The organism is Zhongshania marina (assembly GCF_002915595.1).
Taxonomy (GTDB): domain Bacteria; phylum Pseudomonadota; class Gammaproteobacteria; order Pseudomonadales; family Spongiibacteraceae; genus Spongiibacter; species Spongiibacter marinus_B.
In genome coordinates, this window is sequence record NZ_PQGG01000031.1 from 298,099 (window position 1) to 311,846 (window position 13,748).

Below are 13,748 nucleotides of genomic sequence, written 5' to 3' on the forward strand. Positions count from 1 at the left end.
CGCACCACGCGTAGGAGCGGGCGCCTGACCGCGATTTGCTCGGGCCAAAGTATTGCGCGTAATCCTATTGGCTTCGGACATGGTTTTGCACGTAATTCAATCGGCCTCGGCGCGGCCTCCTACAAAAACCAGCGCACCACGTGTAGGAGCGGGCGCCTGACCGCGATTTGCTCGGGCCAAAGTATTGCGCGTAATCCTATTGGCTTCGGACATGGTTTTGCACGTAATTCAATCGGCCTCAGGCGCGGCCTCCTACAAAAACCACCATACCATCACCTGTAGGAGCGGGCTCTGACCGCGATTGGCTCGGGCTGGGCTTGGGTCTGGGCGCAATTCACCTCGCGCCAACCGCGACAACATCATTAAAAATAAATCGCATCCCAAAGCGCATACTCCCCAACATTCTCGACAAGACCCGCTCGTAATGGATTTGCAACGATATACCGCGCCGCCGCAACAACATCGTCATCCCGTCTTAACGCGCGATCATGAAAGCCACGCTGCCAAACTCCATCGCATGTAGCAAGACATTTCACATTCCGAGCAGACCGTGTTTTCAGGAACTGAACCGTGCGCGCAAGCGATGCATTGTCATGCAATATCATTAACCAATGTAAGTGATCTGGCATCACCACAAACGCAAGGGTAGTAGCGTCCTCTACCTCCCGCAAAGCCGCAACAACACCTCGCCCTACCCAAAAATTATTGAAATAAGGCTGGCGATGCGCAGTGCAAGTGGTAATTAAGTAAACCTGCCCAGGCAAAGAGCGTCGGCCCAAACGTAGATTATTACCCTTCGGCGGGTTATTCATTGGCATCCATCCTTGGATAACGATTCGGGTCAAGCTTAATCTATTGCTGGTTAAATCGTAAACCAACCATCATCGGTTTTGGCCAAGGTGGGGAGCGTAATTCATCGGCCTCGGCGCGGCCTCCTACAAAAACCACCGCACCACCACGTGTAGGAGCGGGCGCCTGACCGCGATGTGCATGGGTAAAGGTGTTGCACGTAATCAATCAACTTCGGACAAGGTTTGGCACGTAATTCATCGGCCTCAGGCGCGGCCTCCTACAAAACCACCGTACGATCACGTGTAGGAGCGGGCGCCGACCGCGATTGGCTCGGGCCAAGATATTGCACGTAATCCTATCGGCTTCGGACGAGGCGGGGAGCGTAATTCATCGGCCTCAGGCGCGGCCTCCTACAAAACCGTATTACCGCGTGTAGGAGCGGGCGCCTGACCGCGATTGGCTCGGGCTCGGTCTGAGCGCATTCACCTCGGTCGACCGCGATATGCATGGGCCAAGGTCAAGGTATTGCGCGTAATTCATCGGCCTCAGGCGCGGTCTCCTACAAAACCAGCGCACCGCGTGTAGGAGCGGGCGCCTGACCGCGATGTCTTTGGCGGGGTATTGCACGTAATGCATCGGCCAAGGTGAATTTCGGGTTCATCGCAAGAGAAGGTGGCCTAGGCCAGCGGCCTCCTACAAAACCTCCGACTCCCCCTACTTATCCGACTTATACTCATAATGGTAATAGCCGTACCCATAGCCATAACCTGCGGCGCGGCGTTCAACTGCATTTAACACAACGCCTTTTACGGTTATGCCATTTTGCTCAAAGCGACGCTTGGTGACTTCTAGCTCTTTTATGGGGTTTAGTCCAAAGCGGGCAACAAGCATTGTCACGCCACATTGGCGGCCCACAATAGCGGCATCTGTTACCGCCATAATTGGGGGCGTATCCACAATAACCATATCGAAAGCTTTGCTTACCGACGCCAATAACTCTGATAAACGCTTACTCATAAGCAGCTCAGACGGATTGGGTGGAATGGGCCCGCGCGGCAAAATAGAAAGTTCGGCAACCCGTGTTGGTTTGATGGCATCGCTCAAACTAACTCGCTTACTGAGCACGCCAGAAACGCCATCGCCAGCGTCCATGCCAAACATTTTGTGTAAATAGCCCTTGCGCAAATCCATATCAATTAACAAAACACGCTGTCCTGATTGCGCGATAACAGCCGCAAGGTTTCCAGACACAAAGGACTTACCCACGCTAGGGCTGGGGCCAGAAATCATCATAATGTTATTGCTGGATTCAAGCATGGCAAAGTGCAGGCTAGTTCTTAGGCTGCGCAATGACTCTATAGTGATATCAGCCGGATTGCTGTGAGCCAACAGCGTGGTCGGGTGCTGATTGGCTAGCCGGCGGTGATTGAGCCTACTTTTACGCTTACCTAAAGCCGCACGGTCCTGCTTGGTTTGCTCAGCCGATAGCGGAATCGTTGCGTAAACGGGCAGACCAATAGCTTCAATGTCGTCAGGATTCTCTACACCGCGATTCAAGGCGGCGCGCACCAATACCAATGCAACACCTAAGAAGCCACCCAGCAGGGTTGCAATTACCACAACCAAGGCCTTTTTAGGCTTAACGGGCTCTTCAATATTTACGGCGGCATCGTCAATAATACGCACATTACCCACCGTGCCGGCCCGCACAATATCTAGCTCTTGGATATTATTGAGCATTTGGGTATAAATTTCGGTACCCACTTCTAGGTCGCGCTTTAAACCCAATAATTCTTGCTGGGTTTCTGGCAGGCCCTTAATTCGCTCGCCAAACTCTTCTTTACGCGCGCGCTGCTCGGCCATTTGCTCACGCCAGGCTTGGTAGGCGGGGTGATCCTTGGTGTATAGACGATCAAGTTCGGCCTTTTTAAGCTGTAACTCTGCCATGCTAGATTCAATATCGACTACCTGATCAAGCAGGGCCTCTGCCTCGGCGCTAATGTTCACCGAGCCGGCTTTAACTTGGTAAGAGTTAAACTTGCGCTCCGCTTCTTCTAGATCCTTTTTAATAGTGGGTAATTGCTCTTTTAAAAAGTCTAGGCTTTTGGCCGCCTCAGCAGATTGGCGCTCAACGTTTTGGCGTAAATAAGTGCGGGCCACAACATTTAAAATATCAACTGCATGGTCTGGGTCGGTATCCTCTAAAGACAGGGCGATAATTCCCGAGTCCTTCCCTCTTTCCGACGCACCAAGTGTCCCCTGCAAATCAAGAATTGCGCTCAGACGACGGCGCTTGCTTACCGAAAACATGGTGCCAGGGCGAGCGTGGAGTTTATTAATAAAAACCTCATACCCTGAGGCAATTGCGGTTTTTCCTACCGTGCCAGAGAGAATCGCTTCATCGTCGGGAGACAGCAAAGTGTAATCGCCGCTTTCGCCGGCAATTAACGTGTGTTCCTCATTGAAAAACGCCGCAGGAACATCAAACCGACTTACCGAAATTTGCTCTCCGCCCCAAGCATCGCTGGCAATACTCGGCACACTTTTCTTGTCACTAAAAATATTGATAACAGTGCGGGTACCATATTGCACAGCAGAAATAAGTTTACTGAACCAATTTTCTTGTAAGGGGGCGTTTAGCTCACCTTCAGCACCGCTATAACGACGCGCAATGGCAGGGCCAATAATCGGGAAGTAATGCGGGGTAACAATAATATCTAAGTGCAAATCATCAACAGCAGTGCCGATAACCTTGCGGCTTTTAAGTAACTCAATTTCGGTAACCGCCGCAGACTCACCGCCAAACATTTCGCTAACTTCGCTCATGCCGGGCAGACCGGGGGATTTTTCTTCTACCTGAACAATCGCATTAGCGCGGTAAACGGGGGTTGCTAGCAGGGCATAACTCACCCCTAAAACCATAAAGCAGAAGGTAATAACGCATATCAGTACTTTCGAATCCCATAACGTACCAAACAAGGCCAGCAAATCGATTTCGTCATCATGTTGACGGTTACTATTACTAGGGGCGGGGCTATAAGGATTGCTTTGCGGCGTTGCGGGTGTTTGGCTTGTCATAAAATCGAGTACCGAATTTTGGTAAAAATTTAAATCATGGTAGAGAGCGCGTATTCCCGCGTAAGCGGCCCAGCGGTGGCGTACTCTATAATTTAAGCATCTGAGTGCGGTGTTCCCAACCGCACTCAGATGTAATTAGTTACTTTCTATGTCAGTAATATTGTCTGTGGCCACGATAGACGGCAGCAACTGGCTTAAGAAGCGGTTCCAGCGGGAGATTGGTGCCGGCGACACATAGACAATGTCGCGGGGCTCAAGTGGGAACTTGTCTGCCAGCATAAAGCCTATCGCGGAGGCGGCATTTAAGTTGTAAATGGTTGCTTCGTAAACCGGTGCGCCTTCCTCGTTTTTGCTAATGCCGGTGTTGCGCAATACATACACCCCTCGGCCATCGGCGCGGTTTTCGTTTATGCCGTTGGCCTCGGCCAATGCCTCCGCCAAGCTGGTGCCGTTTCTAGACATATTTAAACTTCTAGGGCGATTCACCTCGCCGAGTACAAAGACCTTGTCGGCATCGTTACGTGGCACGTGAATTAAGTCGCCGTCTTGCAGCAACACATTTTCAGACCAGCGACCATCTTCGTATAAGGCGCGTAAAGAAATGTCTTTGGCAACACCGTGACGGGTTAGCGTTACCGTACCCCAAGAGGCAGTGTCTGTTAGCCCGCCTAATCTCTCAATGGCATCGACAAGGGTCAGCGGCGTAGAAGAAATAGGTATTATACCGGGTTGATTAACCGCGCCAGTCACATAGACTTTTTGGCTGTTGAAGGAAGCGACGCGTACATCTATTTGCGGTCTTTTAATTACCGAGCCTAAGCGCTCTTCCAGTAGTTGCTTAACCTCATTGGTGGTGTAGCCCGCAACAGAGATATTGCCCGCATAAGGATAAAACACCGTGCCGTCGGCCTTAACCTCGTTACCACCTTCTGCTGCGGTTCTAAAAGAACCCGCGGGAATGGTCAGCTCTGGGTGCTCCCATACCGTAATGGTTAAGACATCGCCGGGGCCAATATAGTAGTTATATTTTTTAAGCTGTTGCTGCAGGGCTAAATTAGGCGCTGCTTCACGTGGTTCAACGGCATTTAAATGGCTGAGCACAGTGGCATTAATTGGAATATGACGGGTTTTGGTCTTAGCAGAGGCGTAGCTGCTCGGGGTGTCGTCAAATACCACTGACTTAAAAGAGCTCATATGGCTGCCGGGTACAATCGTACAGGCAGCGGTGCTGGCAAATAAGGTAATTAAAAGGCTTAATTTTAAGATTTTCATGCAGATGGTTCCATTGCTGCGGTATTTGTATACCTTGGTTTGTGAGACCGCACCAGGTACGAATCAAAATTAAATAGCGACCTTCGCCAGCGACGTACGTGGAGAGGCAAGTAAACAATAAATGCAGCTCCATCCCTTGGCGTACGGCCAGCTTCCTTGTAAAGCACGGCTCTACTGTTTATGCGCAAAATACATAAAGACGCAATCATAACGATCTTGCAATCGTCACACCAGCGCTCTTTTAGCGCACTAAAGCACAAACCGAGCCACCCTAACACCAAAAGTGTGACAAATAAGTTAAGGTAATAGTTTATCGTTATTACATGTAGGAGCGGGCGCCGACCGCGATAGCTCGAGCAAAATCTGAGCGCAATTCATCGGCCTCAGACAAGGTGAATTGCGGCTTCATCGCAAGAGAAGGTGGCCTGGGCCAGCGGCCTCCTACAAAACCACCACGAACATACAATGCCACCCCCCCTGTAGGAGCGGGCGCCGACCGCGATAGCTCGAGCAAAATCTGAGCGTAATTCATCGGCCTCAGGCGCGGCCTCCTACAAAAATCACCGTACGATCACCCGTAGGAGCGGGCTCTGACCGCGATGGTTTTGGGCTGGGTCTTACACGTAATTCCATCGGCCTCAGGCGCGGCCTCCTACAAACCACCCCCGTAGGAGCGGGCGCCGACCGCGATTGCTCGGGCTAAATCTGAACACATTCACCTCGCCCGACCGCGAAGGGCTCGGCCTAAACCTAAACCTAAACACACCCACCTTGGCCCACAAATTGCTACAACCCCCTTTGCTCAGCTAGCTTAAAATCTAAGCGTTACCAACGGTAGCAGTTGATTAGCTGTAACATAAATGCGCTACAGTGCGCGTTTATGGGACTTCTTCCTGTGAATGCTAGGCATTTTGGGCGCGTTACACTTGGAAAGTGCCCACAATTGGCGCAAAATTGCGCGCCTATCGCGGGCGACGGTGCTTATTTAGTGCAAATTGCTGAATAGCGACTAAGCTTAAATGCCCTACAAGGTAAAATGCCTGCATGTGCGGAGCTTTATTGAAGTTTCGCAGTCGAACGCCCGAATGACACGAAGGCCGTCAAAGGATTGCCCGCTTTCAATTTAGTACCAAGACCAAATTCCTAGCGAGGGAGTTGCTGTGAACACCAAACAGATAAGTGCGAGCCATTCAGTGCAATCCGGTGGTTTTATCCGCCAGCACCAGTCTATGCTTGTCGGCATACATCAGCTTACAGACGTTTTATTAATCTGGGGTCTATTGGCGGTATTGGTCAATGTGGCTGATGCCTCTTGGGAAATTTGCTATCAAGCCGCCGCCTTTGTCAGTTCTCTTTGTTACCACGTCTGCGCTCACAAGACCGGACTGTATTTTTCTTGGCGTGGCCAATCCTTATTAAACGAAGTAAAAACTGTGTTCTTAACATGGTTAGTGGTCATGGGCGCGCTGCTCAGTGTGGTATTTGTATTTGAATTAAACGAATCCTACGGTGGCGGGGTAATGGTAGCGTGGTCTTTAGCCGTGCCAGTGGCCATTAGCTTTTACCGTGTGTCGGCAAGAATAGTACTGCGAGAAATGCGCCGCACAGGGGTAAATACCCGCAAAGTAGCAATTGTTGGCGCCAAAGAACCAGGCCTTACGCTGGCCCAAAGCATACTGCAAAGCCCGTGGATGGGTATGAACATTACAGGCTTTTACGACAACCGCGTCAGTATTGGTAGTCGCCCATTAAAAAAAGAACAGCTCCAAGTAATGGGTAATATCGAACTCCTAAAAGAGCAAGCTCGCGCTGGTGAGTTTGACGACATTTATATAGCCCTACCCATGCGCGAAGAAGAAACCATTAAAGAGCTAGTAGATTACTTGGCCAATAGCTCCTGCTGCGTACACATCGTGCCTGACGTATTCACCTTTAAAATGCTCAACGCCCGCAGCCGAGAAATTGGTGGTTTGCCGGTAGTCAGTGTTTACGATACCCCCTTCGATTCCTTTGATGCCGTAATTAAACGTACCGAAGACGTGGTGCTAAGCTCCATTATTTTATGCATCATTGCCATCCCCATGTTATTTATTGCGGCAGCAGTGAAGCTTACCTCTAAAGGCCCAGTGATCTTTAAGCAACGCCGCTACGGTATTAACGGCGAAGAAATCATGGTGTGGAAGTTCCGCTCTATGAACGCCTGCGACAACGGCGATGTAGTTATGCAAGCCACAAAGGGCGATGAGCGCATTACCAAAGTCGGTGCTTTTATTAGAAAAACCTCGCTTGATGAACTCCCTCAATTCATCAACGTATTGCAGGGCAAAATGAGTATTGTTGGCCCTCGTCCCCATGCGGTTGCTCACAATGAATTATACCGCGATCAAATCAGTGGCTACATGCAGCGTCATTTGGTCAAGCCTGGTATTACAGGTTGGGCACAGGTGAATGGTTGGCGTGGTGAGACTGATACCCTCGAAAAAATGCAAAAGCGGATTGAATTCGATTTGTTTTATATTCGGAATTGGTCGGTTTGGATGGATTTGAAGATTGTATTTAAAACTATTTTTAAAGGTTTTATTGGTGGTGATGTTTATTAATCATGCTTAATTTATAAGTATCTGATTTGGTGCCGTTTTGTTCTTGAACGTATGATAGACAATGAACGTTGTAATCACGTGTTAATATTAGTGAGGGTTAGGTTTTGATTAAGAATCTTCGGAAAATTATCAAGCATCGAGTGATTGGTGTGCCTGTTTGTCCGAGAAGTTTCCGGTTTACAAAAACGATTTTTATTCATATTCCGAAGAATGCAGGGCAGTCAATTGGAATGACTCTGTATGGGCACACCGTACATCATGTACGGGCCTCAGATGTAAAGCTTTTAGATCCAAAATTATATGAAAGTAGTTTTGTTTTCGCGTGTGTAAGGGAGCCTATTGCAAGATTTGTGTCTGCTTACGCTTATTTGGGCGAGGGTGGGCGTTCGGAGAATGATCGGAAAATATATGAAAAATATATAAAAAATAGGTCTATTGAAGAGTTTGTCGATTACATTTGTGATATTGATATTGATAGTAATAATGATCTTTTTCATTTTCATACACAATCTAGTTATGTGTGTAGTGCAAAAGATAAGAGGGTAGTTATTGTAGATAGAATTTATAAGTTGGCGGAAATTAAAGCAATCTTAAATGACTTCGCTTCAGTATCTCTTTGTCCACCGATAAAGGGGGAGTTTCCTGTGATTAATAGTACGGCAAATAGGGTTGATTTGCCGCAAGATACCGAAGAGAAAATAAGAAAAATTTATAATATTGATTACGTTAATTTTTTTTGAGGATATATGAAAATATCAATAGCTATGGCGACATATAACGGTGGTGGTTATTTGTCTGCGCAGCTTCAAAGTTTTATTGAGCAGAGTCGACAGCCGGATGAGTTAATTATTAGTGATGATTGTTCATCGGATGAAACAGAAGCTATTGTTAAAGAATTCGCGAAAAAAGCGCCGTTTAAAGTTGAATTTTATAAGAATGTGGAAAATTTAGGTTATTGCAGAAATTTTAATGCTGCATTAATGAAGACAACGGGCGAATTAGTGCTACTAAGTGATCAAGATGATGTCTGGTTGCCGGGTAAAATAGCTTGTATGGAAGCTGTTGCACAAGAAAATTCACGTGCAATGATTATTATGAATGACGCAGCGCTTGTTGACAAAGACCTGAATGAGCTCCGCTTGACAAAGATCGGTCAAATTGAATCAGCAGGGCTGTCACTAGATACCTTTGTTATGGGGTGCTGCTGTGCAATTCGTCGAAATTTGCTTGATATCTGCTTGCCGATACCAGCTAGCTATCCAGCGCATGATGATTGGATTGTGGGGTTTGCTGTTGGAATGAATAGGAGAGTAATCGAAAGAAAAGTTCTTCAGCTATACCGGCGTCACGAAAATAATGAATCTAAATTTATTGCTAATAGACTGACTAAAGTAACAAGACTAGATGTTTTTTTGAATCATTTATTGAAGTTTTTTATCAGTAATCGAAGAAGTAACCGGGGTGTTGAGATTGAAGGATTGAATTTGTTTGTAGCTAGGCTGGAAGAGCTTATTTCGGTTGTGAATGAGGTTGGTGAATCTGAAATTTCGATGCTCTATAGAATTAAGAGTAAGGAGCTGTCGGACCTTAAAGAACGTCATGAGGTGCGAGAAAAGGCTTTATTCCATAGAATTATCTTAATCATTGGTAGGTTAGTAAAAGGTAAGTATTCGAGTGAGAATTTATTGAAGGAAGTCGCTAAAGATGTTGCGGGATTTTGAACTTGGTGAGTCGAATGAAATTGTATTACAGCTGGATTGTTAATTGAATTTTATGGGTAGCTTCATGAGTAATAAATCTTTTCAAATTAGTGTTGTGATCCCAACTTATAATAGACAAGAGCTATTGTTTAGGGCAATTGATAGTGTGCTGTGCCAATCATACGCGGCTATTGAGGTGATCGTTGTGGATGATGGATCTTCCGATAGTACTGTTGTTGATTTTGAGAACTCCAACTATCCGGAAAATGTACGTTTAATTTCTACTGGCGGTAGAAAGGGGGCTTGCTATGCGAGAAATTTGGGCGTACAGAATGCTACGGGAGACTTTGTGGCATTTCAGGATAGTGATGATATTTGGTTTCCGAATAAACTTAGGCGACAGGTGGAAGCGTTGTGTGCCAAGTCGGCAGAATTTTGCTTTTCAAGCTTTATTCGTCTTCAAGCGGGGCACCCACCTATAATTTATCCAAACAATGTATATAAAGCAGGTGATAACATTGTGTTGGTTGGCGGTGATTCTTCATTGATTGATTTCGGCCAGCTATATAAAAACAAAGTTAGCACTCAAACTCTTTTGGTTGATCGAGACGCATTTTTGAGTATTGGTGGTTTTGATGAGAATTTACCTAGATTTCAAGATTGGGATATAGCCATTAGATTATTTCAAAAATATGACGGATTGTTTTTAGAAGAGCCATTGGCTGTTGCTTATGTACAGTCAGACAGTATTACTAAAAATTACCATTCTGGGGTTTTAGCAAGAAAAGCCATTTTACGAAAATATATTTCGATATATAAGAAGAATCCGTTTACATATCTGCGATTTTTACTTTCATATTACATTAGAGTCATAGTGGGTTTGATAAAGTGAGGAGTCGTTACGAATACACTGATATTCATATAGATATAAGTCAATGGGGAGTATATTGGGTTACTGCTGGAGTATGGGCAAGTGTTGCGGGGTTAATGATATTTTTTCCAATAACGACGTTGTTTAATACCATAAGTTTAACAGGGATTTTTTTAGCTTTAGCTTTGATTGCGACGGGAGGGCTGGCTGCTGTTTTGATTTTTTCTATGGCGTCTTTGAATGTAGTCAGAGCAGGGTACAGATTCAGTTGTTGTTTATATAAAGTTGAGCGCAGGCTAAGATGGTTAACATTTTTATTCGTGATTCTTGCATTGGTCGAGTTTTTGTACGCGGGTTACGTTCCTTTGCTTTCGATGGCACTTGGTAGGTCAATTTCGCATTTTGCCTTTGGTATTCCGTCCCTGCACGGAATGGTATTGTCTCTTGGTGCCACTTTAGCGACGGGTTGGTTTTTTGTGTATTTGGCCGGAGAGCGTCAAAAGTTTAAGCTGGCGGCGGTCGTAATGATTTTAATAGTATTTGCTCTATTTGTTTCTAGAAAAATGATAATGGTGACCATTTTTCAGGCGCTACTAATGTTGCTTATGTTTGATCGAACCGTTAAAACCAAGTTGGTAGTTATTGGCTGTGGAGTGATTGGCGTTCTACTGTTTGGTGTTATTGGTGATATTCGGACTGGGCGGAATGTAATAATTGGTCTTTCTCGCCTTAAAGTAGAGTATCCTGAGTTTTTGCCTACAGGTTTACTTTGGTTTTATATCTACGTTACTACGCCTTTAGCGAATTTAGTTAATGCAATGCAGCTAAGTTTGCCGGCTACATATTCGTTTAGCTTCCTTGGTGGATTGCTCCCCACAGATTCTATAAGAGAGTTTTTTTTTCCGGGAGCTAATTATTCCGGAGAGCTAGCTTTTGATAATTACTATCAAATATCCGATTCTTTTAATGTAGGTACGGGATTCGTAAAGTTCTATGAATCATTCGGAGCGGTTGGGGTGTTCTTGTCGTCTTCGGTGTTTTATGGGGTTACGGTCTTTTTTTTGAATTTTACTAGGTCTGTAGCTGGATTTTTATCATTTATCGTATGCTTTCAATGCTTGTCATTTCTAATATTTGCTAATAATTTTCTAAATTTAAATACGATATTCCAAATATTTTTCTTATATTTTATCGTTGGAGGGGTCCGTTTTGGCGGGACTGGCGCTAGTTGACCTTGATGGAACTATCTTGAAAGGAAATAGTTTTCCTGCATGGTCATTATTTCTTTTGCGGAAAACGTTTTTTTTTGGCAGGGGTGTATTTTTTCAAGTTGTATGTCTTTTATTTAAAAGGAAAATATTGGGCACTTTAAGTCACGTGGAATTTAAGGCTGGATTGGAGGCTTTGAGTGTTCCAGATGTATTGTGTGAACAGTTCTGGGAAAGTATGCGGCTTCTGATTAGTGCACCGGTTATGGAGAAAATTCAAGAGTATGACGAAGTGGTGATTTATACGGCTGCGCCATCTGTTTATGCGAAACATGTAAAAAAAATATTTCAATATGATGTTGGTGTTGTTAGTTCTCGTTTTGTTGAGGGCGTATTTTATAATAATTTCGGGGTTAATAAGCTAGCTGATAAGGAGTCACGATTTGGTGATAGAGAGTATACCCTTTTTACAGATAGTGTTGATGATTTTCCACTAGCAAGGAATGCGATGAAAGTCTTTTTGTGCAACCCTGTTGAATCTAGTCGTAGTGCTTACCAGGCATTATTTGGTGCTTCCTTAGAGATTATTGAAGGGTAATTTGATGAAGGTCTTAGATGCAAGATCCGTAAGCAAATTTGATGAATTATGTGCTTGCTTGGCAGAGCAGGTGATTAGTAGTGGATTTAAGCCAGATATTGTTGTTGGAATAGCTCGTGGAGGGAGTTATGTGGTGACGTCTATGACATTGTTAGGTGGGTTACCTCAAGTGCACGTTAAGGCCCAGAGAGCTGGGACTAAAGTGAAAACAAAGTTAAAGCTAGAGAAGATTGTTTCGCTATTTCCGTCATGGTTTGCTAATACGGTAAGAATTTTAGAAGTTTATTATAGAGAGTTTAGTTTTTTGCTTAAAGGACGATCGGCTGAACAGCGGGAGGCGATAATAGTTGATGGTCATTTTGAGTTTAATGATTCGGCTAATAGCATTTTGATTGTGGACGATGCAGTTGATTCTGGGAGTACAATGGTTACAGTTGAATCATTGGTTCGAGAAGTATTCCCTCAAGCAGATATTAAAGTGGCTGCAATATGTACAACGTTCCGAAACCCAATCTGCCAAGTCGATTATGTTTTATATAAAAGGGCTATCGTAAAGTTTCCATGGTCACTAGATTCTTAGATTTTGGCTAATATTTGAATATGAAAATTTTGGTCACCGGCGGTGCCGGATTTATCGGTAGCGCCGTGGTTCGCCACATACTGGCAGATACCGATGTGTCGGTAGTGAATGTCGATGCCTTGACGTATGCGGGTAATTTGGAATCGCTTCCCAATACTGCAAGCTCAGAGCGTTACACTTTTGCTCACCTAGATATTTGCGATTTAGCCGCACTCAATGCGGTGTTTGCTCAGCATCAACCTGATTTTGTGATGCACCTTGCGGCAGAAAGCCATGTTGATCGCTCCATTGATGGCCCCGGTGCGTTTATTCAAACCAATATTGTCGGCACCTACAATATGCTTGAGGCCGCACGTTGCTACTGGCAGGTACTAGAGGGCGATAAAAAAGCGGCTTTTCGTTTTCACCACATCTCCACCGATGAAGTGTATGGCGATCTGCACGGCACGACCGATCTCTTTACCGAAACCACCTCATACGAACCCAGTTCGCCTTACTCCGCGAGCAAGGCAAGTTCCGATCATTTGGTGAGAGCGTGGGGGCGTACCTTTGGCCTGCCGATTATCGTCACCAATTGTTCCAATAATTACGGCCCCTATCATTTCCCAGAAAAACTAGTGCCCCACATTATTCTCAATGCGCTGCACGGCAAGCCCCTGCCAGTCTATGGTGATGGCAGCCAGATTCGTGATTGGCTCTATGTAGAAGACCACGCCCGGGCACTGTTCAAGGTAGTGAGCGAGGGTAGGCTGAGCGAGACCTACAATATCGGCGGTCACAACGAGAAGCGCAATATCGAGGTGGTGGAAACCATCTGCGAGTTACTCGAGGAGCTAGCGCCAGAGAATGCAAACTCCCGTGCAAACGGCAAGGGTTTTAAAGACCTGATTAGCTTTGTTAAAGACCGCCCAGGGCACGACGTGCGCTATGCCATCGACGCCAGCAAGATTCAGCGTGAGCTGGGCTGGACGCCACAAGAAACCTTTGAGTCAGGGATTCGTAAAACCGTGCAGTGGTATCTTGATAATCCCCAATGGTGGCAGCGGGTG

11 protein-coding genes are annotated in these 13,748 nt (G+C 45.8%); 8 read left to right on the plus strand and 3 right to left on the minus strand.

Annotated elements, in window-relative coordinates; all coding sequences use genetic code 11:
• Window positions 1-362: 362 nt before the first annotated feature.
• The 3 genes from C0068_RS14480 to C0068_RS14490 all read right to left on the minus strand — a co-directional run bounded on the left by C0068_RS14480 (window position 363) and on the right by C0068_RS14490 (window position 5,142).
• Window positions 363-812, minus strand: coding sequence for an REP-associated tyrosine transposase (locus C0068_RS14480; RefSeq protein WP_103685187.1), 450 nt, complete (start codon window positions 810-812; stop codon window positions 363-365).
• Between the two features lie 694 nt (window positions 813-1,506).
• A complete protein-coding gene (locus C0068_RS14485) occupies window positions 1,507-3,870 on the minus strand; it encodes a polysaccharide biosynthesis tyrosine autokinase (protein ID WP_103685188.1) in 2,364 nt (787 codons plus the stop codon).
• A 135-nt stretch (window positions 3,871-4,005) separates the two neighbouring features.
• Window positions 4,006-5,142 carry a polysaccharide export protein gene (locus C0068_RS14490; RefSeq protein ID WP_103685189.1) on the minus strand — a complete coding sequence of 379 codons (1,137 nt, stop codon included), beginning with the start codon at window positions 5,140-5,142 and terminating at the stop codon, window positions 4,006-4,008.
• Between the two features lie 1,160 nt (window positions 5,143-6,302).
• Between C0068_RS14490 and C0068_RS14500 the strand changes: the two genes are divergently transcribed.
• From C0068_RS14500 to rfbB, 8 genes are all read left to right on the plus strand, one after another.
• On the plus strand, window positions 6,303-7,742 hold the full coding sequence (locus tag C0068_RS14500) for an undecaprenyl-phosphate glucose phosphotransferase (RefSeq protein WP_103685191.1): 1,440 nt from the start codon (window positions 6,303-6,305) through the stop codon (window positions 7,740-7,742).
• A 104-nt stretch (window positions 7,743-7,846) separates the two neighbouring features.
• Window positions 7,847-8,482: a sulfotransferase family 2 domain-containing protein gene (locus C0068_RS14505; RefSeq protein ID WP_146047907.1), complete on the plus strand. Its 636-nt coding sequence runs from the start codon at window positions 7,847-7,849 to the stop codon at window positions 8,480-8,482.
• A gap of 6 nt (window positions 8,483-8,488) precedes the next feature.
• Complete coding sequence (locus C0068_RS14510; RefSeq protein WP_199176186.1) at window positions 8,489-9,463, plus strand: glycosyltransferase family 2 protein; 975 nt, start codon at window positions 8,489-8,491, stop codon at window positions 9,461-9,463.
• A 64-nt stretch (window positions 9,464-9,527) separates the two neighbouring features.
• Window positions 9,528-10,334, plus strand: a complete 807-nt coding sequence (locus tag C0068_RS14515; RefSeq protein ID WP_158250002.1) for a glycosyltransferase family 2 protein — start codon at window positions 9,528-9,530, stop codon at window positions 10,332-10,334.
• Complete coding sequence (locus C0068_RS14520; protein WP_146047908.1) at window positions 10,331-11,545, plus strand: O-antigen polymerase; 1,215 nt, start codon at window positions 10,331-10,333, stop codon at window positions 11,543-11,545. The genes C0068_RS14515 and C0068_RS14520 overlap by 4 nt, the downstream gene beginning before the upstream one ends.
• The gene (locus tag C0068_RS14525) at window positions 11,523-12,119 is read left to right on the plus strand and encodes an HAD family hydrolase (protein ID WP_103685196.1); all 597 of its coding nucleotides are present in this window, start codon (window positions 11,523-11,525) and stop codon (window positions 12,117-12,119) included. The genes C0068_RS14520 and C0068_RS14525 overlap by 23 nt, the downstream gene beginning before the upstream one ends.
• 4 nt (window positions 12,120-12,123) lie before the next feature.
• Window positions 12,124-12,699, plus strand: a complete 576-nt coding sequence (locus C0068_RS14530) for a phosphoribosyltransferase (protein WP_103685197.1) — start codon at window positions 12,124-12,126, stop codon at window positions 12,697-12,699.
• Window positions 12,700-12,719: 20 nt separating this feature from the next.
• Window positions 12,720-13,748 (plus strand): dTDP-glucose 4,6-dehydratase (gene rfbB / locus C0068_RS14535; protein WP_103685198.1); only part of this gene is annotated, 1,029 nt, incomplete at its 3' end.